Source organism: Actinacidiphila acidipaludis (assembly GCF_019890725.1).
Taxonomy (GTDB): domain Bacteria; phylum Actinomycetota; class Actinomycetes; order Streptomycetales; family Streptomycetaceae; genus Actinacidiphila; species Actinacidiphila acidipaludis.
The window spans coordinates 285,472-302,855 of record NZ_JAINZZ010000002.1 but is presented as its reverse complement, the minus strand read 5'-3'; the positions used below and the strand labels follow the sequence as shown (position 1 = coordinate 302,855).

Sequence of the window (17,384 nt, the reverse complement as noted above, 5' to 3'; positions counted from 1 at the left end):
ACCGGGGCTCGGCCGGTTCGACGCACGGCAAGCGATGACAGGGGCGTGAGGTCCCCCAGACTTCGTCCGGGAGATGCCGCAGCGCGACAAGCCACGACGGCGCAGCAGTCGGCAACGGCGGCCCGGGGGCACCCCGGAGGTGCCGAGGGTCGAGCCCGGGCCCGGGGCGGACCGGCCCTATCCGACGGCGGAGCCGATAGCCGTACCGATACCGAACGTCACCGCCGCGGCCGCCCCGCCCAGCACCAGCTGCCGCACCCCGCTGAACCACCACGACCGCGCGGTGACCCTGGCCACCGCCGCCCCGCAGCCGAACAGCCCGAGCAGGGCCAGCAGCACGGCCGGCCACAGCACACTCGCACCCAGCAGGTACGGCAGCACGGGAAGCAGCGCGCCCAGCGCGAAGGAGACGAACGAGGACGCGGCCGCCACCACCGGGGAGGGCAGGTCGGTCGGATCGACCCCCAGCTCCTCGCGCGCGTGGATCTCCAGCGCCTGCTCCGGGTCGGCGGACAGCTGGCGGGCCACCTCGTGGGCCAGCTCGGGCTCGACGCCGCGGGCCACGTACAGCGACGCCAGCTCGCGCAGCTCGTCCTCGGGGTTGCGGTCCAGCTCGATCCGCTCGACGGCCAGCTCCGCCTCGACCAGCTCACGCTGGGAGGCCACGGAGGTGTACTCGCCGGCCGCCATGGAGAACGCCCCGGCCGCCAGGCCCGCCAGACCGGTCACGACCAGCGTGTGCGAGCCGACCTCGCCGCCGGCCACACCCGTCATCAGGGCCAGGTTGGACACCAGGCCGTCCATCGCGCCGAACACCGCGGGCCGCAGCCAGCCGCCGCTGACGTCGCGGTGCGAGTGGTGGGACACGTGCTGGGCTGCGGGTGCCTCGGCGGTTCCGGCCGCCTCCGCGGCCTCGGTACCGCCCGCGACTACCGTGCTCATGCTGACCCCTCCCCGGGCACACCGCGCCCGTACTACTCAGGAAACGTCAGCCACCGTACGCGGGAACGCGAGGCGCTGCCAGCAAGGAAAGGCTGCCCTGACCTGGGAAGACAGCGCCTCGGGCGGGGGTCGTGCGGCCCGCCGGGCGTCGCGTCAGCCCTGCTGGGCCGCGGGCGAGGACTCCTCGCGGGCGGTCCCGGCGGCCGCCTCGGCGTCCTCGACGGGCGCGCCGGCCCCGGAGGACCCGGAGGATTCCGAGGACTCAGCGGACCCGGAGGTCTCGGCGGACGGAGCCGCCCCGGCCTCGTCGCCCTCGGCCGTCCCGTCCGCCCCACCGGCGGTCTCGGCCGCACCCGCCGCGTTCGGCTCGACGACGGCCTCGCGGCCGGGCCGCAGCTTCGCGGACAGCACGATGTAGGCCACGGCCGCCAGGAAGACGATGATCGCCGTCCAGTCGTTGAGACGCAGTCCCAGAATGTGGTGCGCGTAGTCGGACCGCATGTGCTCGATCCAGAAGCGGCCCGTGCAGTACGCGGCCACGTACAGGGCGAAGGCGCGGCCATGGCCCAGCTTGAAGCGGCGGTCCGCCCACATCACCAGCAGCGCCACGCCCACGCACCACAGCGACTCGTACAGGAACGTCGGCTGGTACACGCCGGGGACCCGGTCGCCGGCCGAGCTGGTGATCTTCAGGCCCCACGGCAGCTTCGTCGGGTTGCCGTACAGCTCCTGGTTGAACCAGTTGCCCCACCGGCCGATGGCCTGGGCGAAGGCGATGCCGGGGGCGATGGCGTCGGCGTAGGCCGGCAGTGCGATGCCCCGCCTGCGCGCGCCGATCCACGCGCCGAGCGCGCCCAGCGCGATCGCGCCCCAGATGCCGAGCCCGCCCTCCCAGATCTTGAAGGCGTTGACCCAGTCCTTGCCGTGGGTGAAGTACAGCTCGTAATCGGTGATGACGTGGTAGAGCCGGCCACCGATCAGGCCGAAGGGCACCGCCCACACGGCGATGTCCGCCACCGTGCCCGCGGTGCCGCCACGGGCGATCCACCGCTTGTTTCCGAGCCAGACGGCCACGAAGACACCGATGATGATGCAGAAGGCGTAGCCGCGCAGCGGCACGGGTCCGAGATGGACGACACCGTGCGACGGGCTGGGAATGTATGCGAGGTCCATGGCATCACCGACGCTACCGTGCCGGGCGGGTGATACGGCAACCCACCCGGCTACGGCTGGATAACGTCCGGGCTCAGGACGGCGGGGTCGCGGTGACCGTCCCGGCGGGCTTCCCCTTGTTCGCCGCCTGCACCATCTGCGTCAGCGAGGCCGGGGTCAGGTTGTTCGACCCGCCGTAGATGCTCTTGCCGTTCAGCAGGACGGTGGGGGTGGAGTTGAAGCCCGAGGCGTTGAAGTCGTCATTGGACTTCTTCACCCAGCTGTCGTGCGTGCCGTTCGTCACACAGCTCGTGAAGGCGGGCGTCTTGAGGCCCGGGACCTTGTCCGCGAGCTGCAGCAGGGTGTTCTTGTCGGCGAACTTGTCGTCCCGCTCGTCGGGCTGGTTGTTGTAGATCACGTCGTGGTACGCCCGGAACCTGCCCGCGTCCTGCGCGCAGGCGGCGGCGTTCGCGGCGTTCAGCGAGCCGGTGCCGCCGAGGTTGCCGTCGATCAGCGTCACCAGGTGGTACTCGGTGCGGATCTGGCCGGTGTCCTCGAGCTGGTGGATGGTCGGCGTGAAGGCCTTCTCGAAGGCGTCGCACGCCGGGCAGCGGAAGTCCTCGTAGATGGTCAGCGTCGAGGGCGCGTTCGCCGCGCCGACCGGGATGACCAGGCTGTTCTTCCCGATCGCGCCCTTCGGCGGGACCACGGAGCCGGAGGCGGAACTGCTGCCGCCGCTGCTGCCGCTGTTGGCGACGGCCAGGCCGATCCCGGTGCCGACCGCCAGCACGCCGACCACCGCCCCCGCGACCACCGCGGTCCGCTTCCGCTTGGCCCGCGCCGCCTCTCTGGCGCGCTGTTCCCTGAGCGCCTCGCGCGCGCTCTGCTTCCCGTCACGATTCCGATTGCTCACATCCCTGAACAACGCCCGGCCCGGGCCCGCGGACCCTCGACGCGCGGAAATTCGCCGGAATGGATGACACCGGGACGGCTTCGGGGGGACGGCTCCGGGGGTGCGCTCCGGAGAAGCCCGGGAACGGCGACGCGCCCGGACCGCGAGGGCGGCCCGGGCGCGCGATGCCCGGCGGGGTCAGCGCTTGCGGACGCCCTGCGCCAGGTCGGCGGCGAGCTCGCGGACCGCGGCCAGGCCCTCGTCCAGGGAGTCGCCGTGGTCCAGCAGACGCTTGACGAAGGCCGAGCCGACGATCACCCCGTCGGCGAACCCGGCGACCTCGGCGGCCTGCTCGGCGTTGGAGACGCCGAGGCCGACGCAGACCGGCAGCTCGGTGGTCGCCCGGGTGCGCCGCACCAGGTCGGCGGCCTGCGCTCCGACGCTCACGCGCGTGCCGGTGACGCCCATCAGGGACGCGGCGTAGACGAAGCCGCTGCCGGCCGCGGTGATCTTGGCGAGCCGCTCGTCCCGGCTGGAGGGCGCGACAACGAACACGGTGGCCAGACCGTGCTGCTCGGCCGCCTTGCGCCAGGCCTCGGACTCCTCGACCGGCAGGTCCGGCAGGATGCAGCCGGCGCCGCCCGCCTCGGCCAGGTCGGCGGCGAACCGCTCGGCGCCGTAGCGGTCGACGGGGTTCCAGTACGTCATGACCAGCACCGGCTTGCCGGTGGCGGCATGCGCCTCGCGGACGGTCCGCAGCACGTCGGCGATCCGCACGCCGTTCTTGAGGGCGATGTCGTCCGCGGTCTGGATGACCGGGCCGTCGAGCACCGGGTCGCTGTGCGGCAGACCGACCTCGACGACGTCGGCGCCGCCCTCGAAGGCCGCGGTGATCGCCGCGATGCCGCCGTCGACCGTCGGGAAACCGGCCGGCAGGTAGGCGACGAGCGCGGCCCGGTTCTCGGCCCTGGCGCCCGCGATGGCCTGTTCCAGAAGTGCGATGTTCCCGCTCACTGCCCGTCCCCCGCTCCCGCGCCCGTGCTGGTAGCGGCCGCGCCCTCGGCGGCCCCGTCGTCGTACAGCCCGAAGTAGCGGGCGGCGGTGTCCATGTCCTTGTCGCCGCGTCCCGAGAGGTTGACCAGGACCAGGCCCTCGGGGCCGAGCTCGCGGCCGATCTCCAGCGCGCCGGCCAGCGCGTGGGCGCTCTCGATGGCCGGGATGATGCCCTCGGTGCGGGACAGCAGGCGCAGCGCCTGCATGGCCGCGTCGTCGGTGACCGCGCGGTACTCGGCGCGGCCGCTGTCCTTGAGGAAGGAGTGCTCCGGGCCGACGCCCGGGTAGTCCAGGCCGGCCGAGATCGAGTAGGGCTCGGTGATCTGGCCCTCGTCGTCCTGGAGGACGTACGAACGGGAGCCGTGCAGGATGCCGGGCTCCCCGGCGGTCAGGGTCGCGGCGTGCTCGCCGGTCTCCACGCCGTGGCCGGCCGGCTCGCAGCCCACCAGCCGCACGTCCTGGTCGGGCAGGAACGCGTGGAACAGCCCCATCGCGTTCGAGCCGCCGCCGACGCACGCCACCGCGACGTCCGGCAGGCGCCCGGTGCGCTCCAGGAGCTGCCGCCGCGCCTCGACGCCGATCACCCGGTGGAAGTCGCGGACCAGGGCGGGGAACGGGTGCGGGCCCGCCACGGTGCCGAACAGGTAGTGGGTGCGGTCGACGTTCGCGACCCAGTCGCGGAACGCCTCGTTGATGGCGTCCTTGAGGGTGCGGCTGCCGGAGGTCACGGCCACGACCTCGGCGCCCAGCATGCGCATCCGGGCCACGTTCAGGGCCTGCCGCTCGGTGTCGACCTCGCCCATGTAGATCGTGCACTCCAGGCCGAACAGGGCGCACGCGGTGGCGGTGGCGACGCCGTGCTGGCCGGCGCCGGTCTCGGCGATGACGCGGGTCTTGCCCATCCGCTTGGTGAGCAGGGCCTGGCCGAGCACATTGTTGATCTTGTGCGAGCCGGTGTGGTTGAGGTCCTCGCGCTTGAGGAAGACGCGGGCGCCCCCCGCGGACTCGGCGAACCGCGGCACCTCGGTGAGGGCGCTGGGTCGGCCGGTGTAGTTGACCATCAGGTCGTTGAGCTCGGCGGCGAAGGCGGGGTCGGCCTTGGCCTTCTCGTACTCCGCGGCGACCTCGTCGACGGCGGCGACCAGCGCCTCCGGGATGAACTTGCCGCCGAACGCGCCGAAGTAGCCCTCCGGGCTCGGCACGACGCCGTCCGGGTCGGGCAGGAAGAACTCGGGTTTTTCTGACATGGGGTGCCCCTGGCAGGTGTGTGGGTACGGCTGAGGACGTGCTGCACCTGCTGCCGGGGCGGGGTCAGCCCCGAGGGGGACGTGCCGGTTCCGCCGGCGGCAGGTGGTGATCGCGGTTCAGCCGCGACGCCATCGCCTGCCGTTCACCTGGCCGGGCTCGCAGCCGATCACGTACCGGACGCGACGGCCCAGGACGCGGCGCGCGGGCGCGCGGCAGCCGCGGGGGCGGCAACCGGGGGCGAGGCGGGACGCGACGGGCATGGCCCGAGTCTACGGGGTCCCCCGCCTTGCGCGGCAACCAACTGACCTCCCCCTGCCACCCCCGCCTCCGCGGCCTACGGTTCGCGTCAACGGGCCAGGTCAGCCATCACCCAGGCTGCGGCTGCTCCCTCAACGGGCAGAGGGCGACTGATCAGGGGCGCGGGGCCCCCAGGCTACGCCCGGGAAGGGCGAGGTGTCGCCCTTCCCGGGGCGGGACGGAGTGCGGCAAGGAGAGGGCGCGGGTACTCCGGAGGAGATCAGTTGCGGCCGAACCGGAGCGCGGGATGCGCCCCCGCCGCGACCAGATCGGCGACGGCCCCCTTGGGGTCCTTCCCGGTCACCAGCGACTCCCCCACCAGCACCGCGTTCGCCCCGTCGTTCGCGTACGCGATCAGATCGTGCGGCCCGCGCACACCCGACTCGGCGACCTTGACGATGTGGTCCGGGATCTCCGGCGCGAGCCGGGCGAACGTACCGCGGTCCACCTCGAGCGTCTTGAGGTTGCGCGCGTTGACGCCGATGACCCGCGCCCCGGCGTCGACCGCCCGCTGCGCCTCTTCCTCGTCGTGGACCTCCACGAGCGGGGTGAGCCCGATCGACACGGCGCGCTCGATGAGCGACTCCAGGGCCGGCTGCTCCAGGGCGGCCACGATCAGCAGCGCGATGTCCGCACCGTAGGCGCGGGCCTCCCACAACTGGTACGCGGTGACGATGAAGTCCTTGCGCAGGACGGGGATGTCGACCTTGGCGCGGACCGCCTCCAGGTCGGCCAGCGACCCGCCGAACCGGCGCTGCTCGGTGAGCACGCTGATCGCGGCGGCGCCGCCCGTCTCGTAGTCGGCGGCCAGCCCCGCGGGGTCCGCGATGGCGGCCAGCGCGCCCTTGGACGGGCTGGAGCGCTTGACCTCGCAGATCACCTTGACGCTGTCCCCGCTCAGCGCGGCGACGCCGTCCTGGGCCTCGCGCGCCCGCGCGGCCCGCTCCTTGAGCTCGTCGAGGGAGACCCGGGCCTGTCGCTCGGCGAGGTCAGCCCGGACTCCGTCGATGATCTCGTCGAGCACACTCACGCGAGAACTCCCCTTCCGGCCGGGACGAACAGCGAAATGATCAAGCCACCAGCGTCGGCTGCCGGCACTCCCGATGGTATCGGGCGGTGGGCGGCCGACCCGAATCAGGCGCTGCGCAGTCCCACGACCTGGACAGATGCTGTCACAGGCAGGGCGCCGTCACGGCGCGAGGGCCGCACCGAACGGCAGGTTCCGGACAACCCCGAAGCCGATCAGCAGCGTCCAGAAGGCCCAGCGGTGGGCGCGGGTGAGGGCGGGCTCGAAGGGGCGGCCGCGCAGCGCCGCGACCAGCCACGCCGTCCAGACGACGGCGAAGACCGCGTATCCGGCGACGGCCGGCGCGTTGCACTCCAGCGCGGTGCCGAGGTGCCCGTGGGCCAGGGCGTAGGCGCCGCGCAGACCGCCGCAGCCGGGGCAGTAGAGGCCGGTGTAGTGGAGCAGCGGGCAGACCGGGTAGTGGCCGGGGCTGTTGGGGTCGACGGCGGCGACGTAGCCGAAGGCCGCGCCCACGCCGCCGAGCACCGCGAGGGGCACCGCGGCGCGGCGCAGGGCCGCCGGTACGGGTCGCGCGGGCGCGCCGGGGTGGGCGGGGGATCCGGGGACGTCCGCACGCTGCAGGCTCACGCGTCGAGTCTGCGCCGGGACGCGCGCAGGCGCAGCCCGCGGACCGTGGGGTCCGGTGACTGCGCCTGGGGTGTCCGTGCCCGCGGGGGCCGTTTCCGGCCGCTCAGGGGCGGACGTCGTTCAGCTGCGGGGGTTCACGCGTTCGCGTGAACGCGCGCCTGGTCCTCGCTGGTCGTCGCGGGCACCATGGCGATGGGCTCGTCCGCCTTGCCCAGACCCATGAGGCGCATGATGCCGCCGACGACCGGGCCCAGCAGGATGATCCCGATACCCACCCAGAAGCCGACCGGCTGGGCCGCGACCATGCAGATACCGCCCACGATGAAGCCGACGAAGGCGATGATCACGCCGGTCCAGGCGGCGGGGGTGTGTCCGTGGTCGTGCTGTGCCGCCATGAGTGCTCCCTCTAGAGGTTCGCGGTCGGGTGGGTCGGGGGCGCCACGTGGGGCGTCCGCTTCAGGTCCATTGTTGCGCGCCCCGGGGACGGCCGTGCACGGGGGCCGGTGAAACGGCCCCCGGCCCGGGCGCGGCGGCCGGGGTCAGTCCGCGGACTGCGTCGGGTCCTCGCCCCGGTCGAGGGCCTTCCACAGGTCCTCGGCCCGGTCCGGGTCCACGGGCGGGGGCGCGCTGGGGCGCCGGGCGGGCGCCTTGCCGTTCTTGCGGTCGTACCGGCTGGACATGGCGGGCCAGTGACGGCCGTAGCGCAGCGCCAGCAGTCCGGCGAGGAGCAGCAGGACGCCGCCCGCGACGACGACCAGCGGCCAGGCGGTGGTGCCGGTGTGGGTGGCGGTGGCGTGCCGCAGGCCGGTGGCGCCGGCGGCGGCCGCGTCGAGGGCGTGCCGGTCGCCGCGATGGGTGAGCGTGGTGACGACCACCCCGAGACCGCTGAGCGCGAGCAGTCCGGTGACCACGTAGCGGCCGGCGCGGCGCACGGCGAACACGGCGACCAGGGAGGCCAGGCCGACCAGCGCGAGCGCGCCGGGCAGGGCGGTGGTGGAGGTGCCGGACGCGCGGACGTGCAGGCCGGTGCCGGCGAACTCGGCGAGGCCGGTGCTCCAGGTCTTGCCGGACCCCAGGAGTACGAGGGCGGCGCCGAGGGCGCCGAGCGGGAGCGCGGCGGCCAGCGCCCGCATCGCGGTACGGCGGGCGGCGGACGGTGCCGCGGCGGCCGTGCCGTCGTGTTCGCCGGCGGCCGTCCCGTCCGGCCGGTCGGCGGCTGTGCCGCCCGCCCCGGCGGCGGCTTCGGCTTCCTCTTCCGCGCGCGGCGGCGGTACTGCACTCACCCCACCACTATCCCCTGCCGCCCGCCGGGGCCCGCGCCCGGGGTGCGGAATGGGCGGCGGCGAATGCGCTGACGGCCGCTCACAGGATCTGCACAGACGTTCGGTGGAGCACCCATCTACACGTGTCCGCCTGGGCGTTCACGGCACCGAAAACGCATGGCGCGGATCTACCCGTGAGTAAAGCAGAGGTATAGATTCCCGACTCCGTCTTGTTGACGTGCGCTCGTCAGCCCTACCGTCCCACTCGTCTCTGCGCTCACTCTGCGCAGCTCGGACATCACACACACCGCACGCCCCATGCCCTTACCCCACAGCAGGAGGCATCAGCTTGCGATCGACCCCCACCCCGGCAGCGGCCCGCCGCGCCGGCCTCGCCCTCACCGCGGCGGCCGGCCTGGCCGTCACCGGATTCGCCCTGTCCCCCGCCGCGGGCGCCGCACCGGCCGTACACAGCCTGACGACCGCCCGTTCCTGTGCTGTGAGCACCCACCCCGGTGTGATGGCCTGCAAGGCGCTGAAGGTCACCAGCGGTGTCAACTCGCTGGCCATGTCCGCCCGTTCGGTCAACCCGGCGGCGACCCCGTCCGGCTACGGTCCCTCCGACCTGCACAGCGCCTACGGCCTGCCGTCCACCGGCGGATCGGGGGCCACGGTGGCGATCGTCGACGCCTACGACGACCCGAACGCCGAGGCGGACCTGGGGAAGTACCGGTCGCAGTACGGACTCGCGGCGTGCACCACCGCCAACGGGTGCTTCAAGAAGGTGGGCCAGAGCGGCACGTCGTCGCTGCCCAGCGCCGACGCCGGCTGGGCCGAGGAGATATCCCTCGACCTGGACATGGTCAGCGCCACCTGCCCGAGCTGCCACATCCTGCTGGTCGAGGCGAGCTCCGCGTCCATGGCCAACCTGGGCAAGTCGGTCAACACCGCGGTGTCGCTGGGCGCCAAGTACGTGTCCAACAGCTACGGCGGCGGCGAGTCGTCCTCGGACACCTCGTACGACAGCTCGTACTTCAACCACCCGGGCGTGGCGATCACCGTCAGCGCGGGTGACAGCGGCTACGGCGCCGAGTACCCGGCGGCCTCGCGGTACGTCACCGCGGTCGGCGGCACCTCGCTGAAGAAGTCGTCCACCACCCGCGGCTGGACCGACACCGTGTGGAACGGCACCGGCTCCGGCTGCTCGGCGTACGACGCCAAGCAGAGCTGGCAGAAGGACACCGGCTGCAGCCGGCGGACCATCGCCGACGTGTCCGCGGTCGCCGACCCGGCCACCGGTGTCGCGGTCTACGACACCTACGGCGGCGACACCGGCTGGGAGGTGTTCGGCGGCACCAGCGCCTCCTCGCCGATCATCGCCTCGGTGTACGCGCTGGCCGGCACGCCGTCCTCGGGCTCGACCCCGGCGTCCTTCCCGTACGCGCACACCGGCTCGCTCAACGACGTGGTCAGCGGCTCGAACGGGTCCTGCTCCGGCTCGTACCTGTGCACCGCGAAGAGCGGCTACGACGGTCCGACCGGGCTCGGCACCCCGAACGGCGTGACCGCCTTCCACGGCTGACCCGACCGGGTCGTCCGACCCACCGCACGACAGCGCGTGCCCCCCGCCGGTCCCGGCGGGGGGCACGCGTGCGTGTCGGAGCCCCGGGCGCCCACCGGACAGCGCGCGCCCAGCGGGGCTCAGGCCCCGGACAGCCGGTTGGCGGCGGCCACCGCGCGCAGCACGGCCGCCGCCTTGTTGCGGCACTCGGTGTCCTCGGCTTGCGGGTCGGAGTCCGCGACGATGCCGGCGCCCGCCTGCACGTACGCCATGCCGTCGCGCAGCAGCGCGGTGCGGATGGCGATCGCGGTGTCGGAGTCGCCGGCGAAGTCCAGATAGCCGACACACCCGCCGTACAGGCCCCGGCGGGTCGGCTCCAGCTCCTCGATGATCTGCATGGCCCGCGGCTTGGGGGCGCCGGACAGGGTGCCCGCGGGGAAGCAGGCGGTGAGCACATCGAAGGCCGTGCGGCCCTCGGCCACGCGTCCGGTGACCGTGGAGACGATGTGCATCACGTGCGAGTAGCGCTCGACGGACATGAAGTCGACCACCTCGACGCTGCCCGGTTCGCAGACCCGGCCGAGGTCGTTGCGCCCGAGGTCGACCAGCATCAGGTGCTCGGCCCGCTCCTTGGGGTCGGCGAGCAGCTCCTCGGCCAGCGCGGTGTCGGCCTGCGGCGTGGCGCCGCGCGGCCGGGTGCCCGCGATGGGGTGCACCATCGCCTGGCCGTCCTCGACCTTCACCAGGGCCTCCGGGCTGGAGCCGACCACGTCGAAGCCCTCGGACCCGCCGTCCGGCGCCGGGAACCGCAGCAGGTACATGTACGGGCTGGGGTTGGTGGCCCGCAGCATCCGGTAGACGTCGAGCGCGCTCGCCTCGCACGGCGTCTCGAAGCGCTGCGAGGGCACCACCTGGAACGCCTCGCCGGCCCGGATGCGCTCCTTGACGTCCTCGACGGCGGCCATGAACGACTCGCCGCCCCACTGCATGGTGAACTCGGGCTCCACGCCCTGCGGGAGGGCGGCCGGCCGGGTGTGCAGCGGTTTGGCGAGGTCGGCCTCCATGGCGTCCAGGCGCGCCACCGCGTCGGCGTACGCCTCGTCCACGCCGGTCTCCCGGTCGTTGTGGTTGATCGCGTTGGCGATCAGCAGCACAGTGCCGTCCCAGTGGTCCAGCACGGCCAGGTCGGAGGTGAGCAGCATCGTCAGTTCGGGCAGCCGCAGGGCGTCCTGCCCGTGCTCGCCGATGCGCTCCAGCCGGCGCACGATGTCGTAGCCGAGGTAGCCGACCATGCCGCCGGTGAAGGGCGGCATCCCGGCGGTCAGATCGCGCGGGGTGTGCAGCGCCTCGACGGTGGCGCGCAGGGCCTGCAGCGGGTCGCCGTCCACCGGCACGCCGACCGGCGGGGCGCCGAGCCAGTGCGCCTGCCCGTCGCGCACGGTCAAGGTGGCGGCCGAGCGCACGCCCACGAAGGAGTAACGCGACCAGGACCGTCCCCCGCTGTCCGCGGACTCCAGCAGGAAGGTGCCCGTGCGCTCGCCGGCGAGCTTGCGGTACAGGCCGATGGGGGTGTCCCCGTCCGCGAGGAGCCGGCGGCTGACCGGGATGACCCGGCGGTCGACCGCGAGCTTGCGGAAGGTGTCGAGATCCACTGCGTCCATGGCCGTTGACCCTACTGGCCGCGCGGGGCTACGCGCCCGGCGCTGGCAGCAAGAGGTCCGCGTCGAAGCAGGTGCGGTCGCCGGTGTGGCAGGCCGCGCCGACCTGGTCGACCTTGACCAGCACGGTGTCGCCGTCGCAGTCCAGGGCGACCGACTTCACGTGCTGGACGTGCCCGGAGGTGTCGCCCTTGACCCAGTACTCACCGCGGCTGCGGCTCCAGTAGGTGCAGCGGCCGGTGGTCAGCGTGCGGTGCAGCGCCTCGGCGTCCATCCAGCCGAGCATCAGCACCTCCCCGGTGTCGTACTGCTGGGCGATGGCCGGGACCAGGCCGTCGGCGGTGCGCTTGAGGCGGGCGGCGATGGCGGGGTCGAGCGAGGTGGCGGGCATGGCACCATTCTGCCGCCGATCACCCCGCAATGAGAAAAGCCACAAGAACTGGCAAAGCAGGCACCGGAGTTGTCCGCGATCCGGTAGTCGGTCGCCGTTGTCACCCGTATGGGGCATCCTGCGTCCATGGGTTTTCCTCCTCCGCCGCCGAACGGTCCGACGCCGCCCCCCGACCCGGGCGGCGGGTTCGGCCCTCCGCAGGGTTTCGGCCCGCCGCCTCCGCCCCCTCCCGGCGGTGGGTACGGCTATCCGCAGCAGGGCGGCGGTGACCCCTACGGCTACCCGCAGCAGGGCGGTGGCTACGGCCCGCCCTCGCCGCCCGGGCCGCCGGCCCCGCCCGGCGGCGGCTACGGCTTCCCGGCCGGCGGACCCGGTGGGTACCCGCCCGGTGGACCCGGGGGTCCCGGCGGTTATCCGCCGCCCCCGCCGCCGGACAACGGCAAGCGCAACATGTGGATCGCCATCGGCTGCATCGTGGCGGCCGGCGCGATCGTCGGCGGCATCCTGGTGGCCTCCAACAGCGGCGACGACAAGAAGAAGGACGACGCCAAGCCCAAGGCGTCGCTGACGGCGCTGCCGTCGGGCATGCCGTCGATCACCCTGCCGACGCCCAGCTTCACGCTGCCGTCCGACGACCCCACGCTCGACCTGCCGTCGGACGAGCCGACCGAGACGGTCGCGCCCACGCCGACCGAGAAGCTCGTGCCCTACGTGGTGCTCTCCCCCGGCAAGTGCTTCGACGCGCCGACGCTGACGCCGTCGGTCTCGAAGGTCACGACCCGCTCGTGCGGTTCCGCGCACGACGCCCAGGTGGTCGCCAACGAGACGCTGTCGGGCAGCTTCACCAGCGACCTGGAGATCCAGAACAAGGCGCTGTCGCTGTGCGAGACCGACGCCCGCAAGCACCTGCCGGCCGACGGGCGCACGTACTACCCGTACGCGCTCTTCCCCAAGCTGGTCACCTACCAGCTCCAGAACCGCAAGACCGTCACCTGCTCGCTGACCCGGAACAACGGCCACAACGGCGTGAAGCTGTACAGCAAACTGGGCTAACCGGCGCGCGGTTCGCGGCGGGACGCGGTGCGACACCGTGGAAAACCGGCGGCGGGGGCCTAGCCTGACGGTATGTCGACCCATGCGCAGCGTGAACGCCTGCTTCTCGCCGACCTGCTGGAGCAGGCGGGTCCCGACGCCCCGACGCTGTGCTCGGGGTGGCGGACCCGCGATCTGGCCGCCCACGTCGTGGTGCGTGAGCGCCGCGGCGACGCGGCGGCCGGCCTGGTCATCCCGCAGCTCTCCGACCGCCTCGACCGCGTCCGGCAGGAGTACGCGGCCCGGCCCTACGAGGAGCTGATCCGGCTGATCAGGACCGGGCCGCCGCGGCTGTCCCCGTTCAGCCTCAAGCAGGTGGACGAGGCGGCCAACACCGTCGAGTTCTTCGTCCACGCCGAGGACGTGCGGCGGGCCGCAGAGGACTGGTCTCCGCGCACCATCGACCCGGTCTTCGCGGACGCGCTGTGGAGCCGTCTGGAGCGCATGGGCCGCGTGCTGGGCCGCCGCTCCCCCGTCGGCCTGGTTCTGCGCCGCCCCGACGGCCAGACGGTGGTGGCCCACCGCGGCTCGCCGGTCGTCACCGTCACCGGTGAGCCGGCCGAGCTGACGCTGTACGCCTTCGGCCGCCAGTCCGTGGCGAAGGTCGAGGCCGCGGGCGAGGAGAGCGCCGTGACCGCCGCCCAGAACGCGTCCCTCGGCATCGGCTCGGCCTGACCCCGTCCGCGGCTCCCCCGGCGTCCGACGCCGCCCGCGACCGCCGTGCGTACGGGAGCCGGCCGGTCACCGACCGCCCGGCCGGCTCAGTTCGGCGCGCCGCACCGCGGGCGAGGTGAGGCCGACGACACCGCCGAGGCACGCGAAGGCGGCCGCGGCCAGGAACACCGGCGTCGGCCCCCACGCGGCGACGGCGAGGCCGAACACCGGATAGACCAGAGGCGCGAGCCCGAACCCGGTCAGGCTCATCACCGCGGTGACCCGGCCGAGGTAGGACGGGTCCACCGCGGCCTGGGTCAGGGCGATCGCCGGCCCGCCGCAGACCCCGCCCGTCAGCCCGGCCATCAGTGCCACGGCCGCCGCCGCGGCGGCCGATCCGGCCAGTGGGACCGCCCCGATGGTCAGCGAGCTGAGGAAGAGCGTCCCGATCTGGACCGCGCCGGCCCGGGGCAGCCAGCCGCGCGTGGTCAGCAGCAGCGCGCCGGCCGCGCAGCCGGCGCCGAACGCCCCGACGATCCAGCCGCATCCGGACGAGCCCCAGCCGCGGTCCCGGCACAGCAGCACCATGCCGACGTGGACGTCAGAGGTGGGTCAGCGGACCGGGTGGCCGGCCTCGCGGAGGGTGGACTTCACGGCGCCGATGCGCAGGTCGCCGAAGTGGAAGACGGACGCGGCGAGGACCGCGTCGGCTCCGGCGGCGACGGCGGGCGGGAAGTGGTCCAGGGCGCCCGCGCCGCCCGAGGCGATCACCGGCACAGTGACGTGCTTGCGCACCGCGGTGATCATCTCGGTGTCGTAGCCGTCCTTGGTGCCGTCGGCGTCCATGGAGTTGAGCAGGATCTCACCGGCGCCGAGCTCGGCGGCCCGGTGCGCCCACTCGACCGCGTCGATGCCGGTGCCGCGGCGGCCGCCGTGCGTGGTGACCTCGAAGCCGCCGGCCGGCGTGCGGCGGGCGTCCACGGACAGCACCAGCACCTGGCGCCCGAAGCGTTCGGCGATCTCCCGGATCAGCTCGGGCCGGGCGATCGCCGCGGTGTTCACCCCGACCTTGTCCGCGCCCGCCCGCAGCAGCTTGTCGACGTCGTCGGCGCTGCGCACCCCGCCGCCGACGGTCAGCGGGATGAAGACCTGCTCCGCGGTCCGGCGGACGACGTCGTAGGTGGTCTCCCGGTCACCGGAGGAGGCGGTGATGTCCAGGAACGTCAACTCGTCGGCGCCCTCGGCGTCGTAGAGCCGGGCCATCTCGACCGGGTCCCCCGCGTCGCGCAGGTTCTGGAAGTTGACGCCCTTGACGACCCGTCCGGCGTCCACGTCCAGGCAGGGGATGACTCGGACCGCGAGGGTCATGCGGTGTCTCCTCGGAGGTTCTCCGGGCTCGCGCCCCGTTCTGCTGATCGGTCCGCCGACCGGTAGGCCTCGAGCTCCACCTCGACCAGCACCCGCGAGTCGGTGAAACCGGCCACCACGACCATCGTCGTCGCGGGCCGGATCTCCCGGAACAGCTCGCGGTGCGCCCGGCCGACGTCCTCGACGTCGCGGACGTGGCTGAGGTACATGCGGGTGCGGACCACGTTCTCCGCGCCGAGCCCGAACGGCTCCAGCGCGGCCAGCGCGTTGCGGAAGGCCAGCAGCGTCTGCTCGTACGGGCTGCCCTCCGCGCTCACCACCCCGCCGGCCAGCGGCAGGGTGCCGGACACCAGCACCAGGTCCCCGGCCTCGACGGCACGGGCGAAACCGATGCTCTCCTCCCACTGGCTGCTGTCGGTCTGCGTGCGCCGCACGGCGGCGGGGGTCTCGGTCATCGCGACACTGCCTCCAAGGCCTCTTCGAGGGTGAACGCCTTCGCGTAGAGCGCCTTTCCGACAATGGCGCCCTCCACACCCAGCGGCACCAGAGTGGCCAGCGCCCGCAGGTCGTCGAGGCTGGAAACACCGCCGGAGGCGACCACCGGGCGGTCGGTGGCGGCGCAGACGTTGCGCAGCAGTTCCAGGTTGGGACCCTGCAGGGTGCCGTCCTTGGCGATGTCGGTCACCACGTAGCGGGCGCAGCCTTCGGAGTCGAGACGGGCGAGCGTCTCGTACAGGTCGCCGCCGTCACGGGTCCAGCCGCGGCCGCGCAGGGTGGTGCCGCGCACGTCCAGGCCGACGGCGATCCGGTCGCCGTACTCGGCGATGACCTTGGCGACCCACTCGGGGGTCTCCAGCGCGGCGGTGCCGAGGTTGACGCGGGTGCAGCCGGTGGCCAGCGCCGCGGCGAGCGTGTCGTCGTCGCGGATGCCGCCGGACAGCTCCACCTTGATGTCCATGCTGCGGGCGACCTCGCCGATCAGCGCGCGGTTGTCGCCGGTGCCGAAGGCCGCGTCGAGGTCGACCAGATGCAGCCACTCCGCACCGGACTCCTGCCACGCCATGGCGGCGGCCAGCGGGTCGCCGTACGAGGTCTCGGAGCCGGACTCGCCGTGCACCAGGCGGACGGCCTGGCCGTCGCGGACGTCGACGGCGGGGAGGAGTTCGAGCGTGCTCATCGGGATGCGGTCCTCGGGGTCGGTAGGGGCTGGGCGGTTCGGGCGGGTCGGTTCTGGCGGGGCGGTTCTGGCGGGGCGTTGCGGCGGGGCCGCGGTGCCGGCCGCGTCGACCGGTCCGGCCGGGCCCGCGGCGGGCGGCCGGACCGGTCGACGCGGCCGGCCCGCCGGGCTACAGCGTGCCGAGCCAGTTGGTCAGCAGCTGCGCACCGGCGTCCCCGGACTTCTCCGGATGGAACTGGGTGGCCCACAGGGGGCCGTTCTCGACCGCGGCCACGAAGGGCTCGCCGTGGGTGGTCCAGGCGACCTTCGGGGCGCGGATGGCGCCGTTGAACGTCTCCAGTTCCCAGTCGCGCACCGCGTAGGAGTGCACGAAGTAGAACCGGGCGTCCTCGTCCAGTCCGGCGAACTGCACGGAGTCCTCCGGGGCCTTGACCGTGTTCCAGCCCATGTGCGGGACGACGGGCGCGCGCAGCGGCTCCACCGTGCCCGGCCACTCGTCCAGGCCGTCGGTCTCCACGCCGTGCTCGATGCCGCGGGCGAAGAGGATCTGCATGCCGACGCAGATGCCCATCACCGGCCGGCCACCGGACAGCCGGCGGCCGATGATCCAGTCGCCCCGCACGCCCTTGAGTCCGGCCATGCAGGCGGCGAACGCGCCGACGCCGGGCACCAGCAGCCCGTCGGCCGCCATCGCGCGGTCGTAGTCGGCGGTGATCTCCACGTTCGCGCCGGCCCGGGCCAGCGCGCGCTCCGCGGACCGCACGTTGCCGAAGCCGTAGTCGAGGACGACGACGTCCTTGGCGGGCCTGGTCGTGCTCATGCGCGCCTCCTCACAGCTGGAGCAGCCCGGCGGCCAGCGACATCAGCGAACCGATGGCGAGGATCGCGATGAGGCTCTTGGACTGCTTCTGCTTCCAGAAGGAGTAGACCCCTCCCGCCAGGAACAGTCCCAGCAGGAGGAAGAGGGAGGATGCCTTGTTCAC

At 73.4% G+C, this 17,384-nt stretch carries 21 protein-coding genes; 3 read left to right on the top strand and 18 right to left on the bottom strand.

What is annotated here, in order from left to right; all coding sequences use genetic code 11:
* Positions 1-177: 177 nt before the first annotated feature.
* From K7862_RS03095 to K7862_RS03055, 10 genes are all read right to left on the bottom strand, one after another.
* On the bottom strand, positions 178-942 hold the full coding sequence (locus K7862_RS03095) for a VIT1/CCC1 transporter family protein (RefSeq protein WP_222960232.1): 765 nt from the start codon (positions 940-942) through the stop codon (positions 178-180).
* Positions 943-1,095: 153 nt separating this feature from the next.
* Positions 1,096-2,115 carry a prolipoprotein diacylglyceryl transferase gene (gene lgt / locus K7862_RS03090; RefSeq protein ID WP_222960231.1) on the bottom strand — a complete coding sequence of 340 codons (1,020 nt, stop codon included), beginning with the start codon at positions 2,113-2,115 and terminating at the stop codon, positions 1,096-1,098.
* 73 nt (positions 2,116-2,188) lie between these two features.
* Positions 2,189-3,007 (bottom strand): DsbA family protein, encoded by an 819-nt coding sequence (locus tag K7862_RS03085; RefSeq protein ID WP_222960225.1) that lies wholly within the window; start codon positions 3,005-3,007, stop codon positions 2,189-2,191.
* Between the two features lie 177 nt (positions 3,008-3,184).
* Positions 3,185-4,000, bottom strand: coding sequence for a tryptophan synthase subunit alpha (gene trpA, locus K7862_RS03080; RefSeq protein ID WP_222960222.1), 816 nt, complete (start codon positions 3,998-4,000; stop codon positions 3,185-3,187).
* Complete coding sequence (trpB, locus tag K7862_RS03075) at positions 3,997-5,286, bottom strand: tryptophan synthase subunit beta (protein ID WP_222960221.1); 1,290 nt, start codon at positions 5,284-5,286, stop codon at positions 3,997-3,999. The genes trpA and trpB overlap by 4 nt, the downstream gene beginning before the upstream one ends.
* A gap of 117 nt (positions 5,287-5,403) precedes the next feature.
* A complete protein-coding gene (gene trpM, locus K7862_RS38410; RefSeq protein WP_372461487.1) occupies positions 5,404-5,547 on the bottom strand; it encodes a tryptophan biosynthesis modulator TrpM in 144 nt (47 codons plus the stop codon).
* Between the two features lie 257 nt (positions 5,548-5,804).
* A complete protein-coding gene (gene trpC / locus K7862_RS03070) occupies positions 5,805-6,614 on the bottom strand; it encodes an indole-3-glycerol phosphate synthase TrpC (RefSeq protein ID WP_222960220.1) in 810 nt (269 codons plus the stop codon).
* Positions 6,615-6,773: 159 nt separating this feature from the next.
* Positions 6,774-7,238 (bottom strand): DUF2752 domain-containing protein, encoded by a 465-nt coding sequence (locus K7862_RS03065; protein WP_308011816.1) that lies wholly within the window; start codon positions 7,236-7,238, stop codon positions 6,774-6,776.
* Positions 7,239-7,372: 134 nt separating this feature from the next.
* Positions 7,373-7,633, bottom strand: coding sequence for an HGxxPAAW family protein (locus tag K7862_RS03060; protein ID WP_222960218.1), 261 nt, complete (start codon positions 7,631-7,633; stop codon positions 7,373-7,375).
* Positions 7,634-7,777: 144 nt separating this feature from the next.
* Complete coding sequence (locus K7862_RS03055) at positions 7,778-8,371, bottom strand: TIGR02234 family membrane protein (RefSeq protein WP_222960398.1); 594 nt, start codon at positions 8,369-8,371, stop codon at positions 7,778-7,780.
* 478 nt (positions 8,372-8,849) lie between these two features.
* Between K7862_RS03055 and K7862_RS03050 the strand changes: the two genes are divergently transcribed.
* Complete coding sequence (locus K7862_RS03050; protein WP_222960217.1) at positions 8,850-10,082, top strand: S53 family peptidase; 1,233 nt, start codon at positions 8,850-8,852, stop codon at positions 10,080-10,082.
* Positions 10,083-10,201: 119 nt separating this feature from the next.
* On the opposite strand, the gene K7862_RS03045 is transcribed toward K7862_RS03050, so the two are convergent.
* A complete protein-coding gene (locus K7862_RS03045) occupies positions 10,202-11,713 on the bottom strand; it encodes an anthranilate synthase component I (RefSeq protein WP_222960396.1) in 1,512 nt (503 codons plus the stop codon).
* A gap of 37 nt (positions 11,714-11,750) precedes the next feature.
* On the bottom strand, positions 11,751-12,110 hold the full coding sequence (hisI, locus tag K7862_RS03040; RefSeq protein ID WP_222960216.1) for a phosphoribosyl-AMP cyclohydrolase: 360 nt from the start codon (positions 12,108-12,110) through the stop codon (positions 11,751-11,753).
* A 126-nt stretch (positions 12,111-12,236) separates the two neighbouring features.
* Between hisI and K7862_RS03035 the strand changes: the two genes are divergently transcribed.
* Together K7862_RS03035 and K7862_RS03030 are read left to right on the top strand one after the other, a co-directional pair.
* The gene (locus K7862_RS03035; RefSeq protein WP_222960215.1) at positions 12,237-13,163 is read left to right on the top strand and encodes a hypothetical protein; all 927 of its coding nucleotides are present in this window, start codon (positions 12,237-12,239) and stop codon (positions 13,161-13,163) included.
* Between the two features lie 72 nt (positions 13,164-13,235).
* Positions 13,236-13,877: a TIGR03085 family metal-binding protein gene (locus K7862_RS03030; protein ID WP_222960214.1), complete on the top strand. Its 642-nt coding sequence runs from the start codon at positions 13,236-13,238 to the stop codon at positions 13,875-13,877.
* Positions 13,878-13,943: 66 nt separating this feature from the next.
* Here K7862_RS03030 and K7862_RS03025 read toward each other — a convergent pair whose 3' ends face one another.
* The 6 genes from K7862_RS03025 to K7862_RS03000 all read right to left on the bottom strand — a co-directional run bounded on the left by K7862_RS03025 (position 13,944) and on the right by K7862_RS03000 (position 17,384).
* Positions 13,944-14,444, bottom strand: a complete 501-nt coding sequence (locus K7862_RS03025; protein WP_222960213.1) for a hypothetical protein — start codon at positions 14,442-14,444, stop codon at positions 13,944-13,946.
* Between the two features lie 24 nt (positions 14,445-14,468).
* Positions 14,469-15,224, bottom strand: coding sequence for an imidazole glycerol phosphate synthase subunit HisF (gene hisF / locus K7862_RS03020; RefSeq protein ID WP_222960212.1), 756 nt, complete (start codon positions 15,222-15,224; stop codon positions 14,469-14,471).
* Positions 15,221-15,679 carry a Rid family hydrolase gene (locus tag K7862_RS03015; protein WP_222960203.1) on the bottom strand — a complete coding sequence of 153 codons (459 nt, stop codon included), beginning with the start codon at positions 15,677-15,679 and terminating at the stop codon, positions 15,221-15,223. The genes hisF and K7862_RS03015 overlap by 4 nt, the downstream gene beginning before the upstream one ends.
* On the bottom strand, positions 15,676-16,401 hold the full coding sequence (gene priA, locus K7862_RS03010; RefSeq protein ID WP_222960201.1) for a bifunctional 1-(5-phosphoribosyl)-5-((5-phosphoribosylamino)methylideneamino)imidazole-4-carboxamide isomerase/phosphoribosylanthranilate isomerase PriA: 726 nt from the start codon (positions 16,399-16,401) through the stop codon (positions 15,676-15,678). The genes K7862_RS03015 and priA overlap by 4 nt, the downstream gene beginning before the upstream one ends.
* 169 nt (positions 16,402-16,570) lie before the next feature.
* On the bottom strand, positions 16,571-17,221 hold the full coding sequence (hisH, locus tag K7862_RS03005; protein ID WP_222960199.1) for an imidazole glycerol phosphate synthase subunit HisH: 651 nt from the start codon (positions 17,219-17,221) through the stop codon (positions 16,571-16,573).
* Between the two features lie 10 nt (positions 17,222-17,231).
* A complete protein-coding gene (locus K7862_RS03000; RefSeq protein WP_222960197.1) occupies positions 17,232-17,384 on the bottom strand; it encodes a CG2302 family histidine operon protein in 153 nt (50 codons plus the stop codon).

Excerpts from the sequence above, each read along its gene's own strand:
- K7862_RS03095 (WP_222960232.1), bottom strand. The coding sequence starts at position 942 with ATGAGCACGGTAGTCGCGGGCGGTACCGAGGCCGCGGAGGCGGCCGGA.
- lgt (WP_222960231.1), bottom strand. The coding sequence starts at position 2,115 with ATGGACCTCGCATACATTCCCAGCCCGTCGCACGGTGTCGTCCATCTC.
- trpB (WP_222960221.1), bottom strand. The coding sequence starts at position 5,286 with ATGTCAGAAAAACCCGAGTTCTTCCTGCCCGACCCGGACGGCGTCGTG.
- trpM (WP_372461487.1), bottom strand. The coding sequence starts at position 5,547 with ATGCCCGTCGCGTCCCGCCTCGCCCCCGGTTGCCGCCCCCGCGGCTGC.
- K7862_RS03060 (WP_222960218.1), bottom strand. The coding sequence starts at position 7,633 with ATGGCGGCACAGCACGACCACGGACACACCCCCGCCGCCTGGACCGGC.
- K7862_RS03055 (WP_222960398.1), bottom strand. The coding sequence starts at position 8,371 with ATGCGGGCGCTGGCCGCCGCGCTCCCGCTCGGCGCCCTCGGCGCCGCC.
- hisI (WP_222960216.1), bottom strand. The coding sequence starts at position 12,110 with ATGCCCGCCACCTCGCTCGACCCCGCCATCGCCGCCCGCCTCAAGCGC.
- K7862_RS03035 (WP_222960215.1), top strand. The coding sequence starts at position 12,237 with ATGGGTTTTCCTCCTCCGCCGCCGAACGGTCCGACGCCGCCCCCCGAC.
- K7862_RS03030 (WP_222960214.1), top strand. The coding sequence starts at position 13,236 with ATGTCGACCCATGCGCAGCGTGAACGCCTGCTTCTCGCCGACCTGCTG.
- K7862_RS03025 (WP_222960213.1), bottom strand. The coding sequence starts at position 14,444 with ATGGTGCTGCTGTGCCGGGACCGCGGCTGGGGCTCGTCCGGATGCGGC.
- hisF (WP_222960212.1), bottom strand. The coding sequence starts at position 15,224 with ATGACCCTCGCGGTCCGAGTCATCCCCTGCCTGGACGTGGACGCCGGA.
- K7862_RS03015 (WP_222960203.1), bottom strand. The coding sequence starts at position 15,679 with ATGACCGAGACCCCCGCCGCCGTGCGGCGCACGCAGACCGACAGCAGC.
- priA (WP_222960201.1), bottom strand. The coding sequence starts at position 16,401 with ATGAGCACGCTCGAACTCCTCCCCGCCGTCGACGTCCGCGACGGCCAG.
- hisH (WP_222960199.1), bottom strand. The coding sequence starts at position 17,221 with ATGAGCACGACCAGGCCCGCCAAGGACGTCGTCGTCCTCGACTACGGC.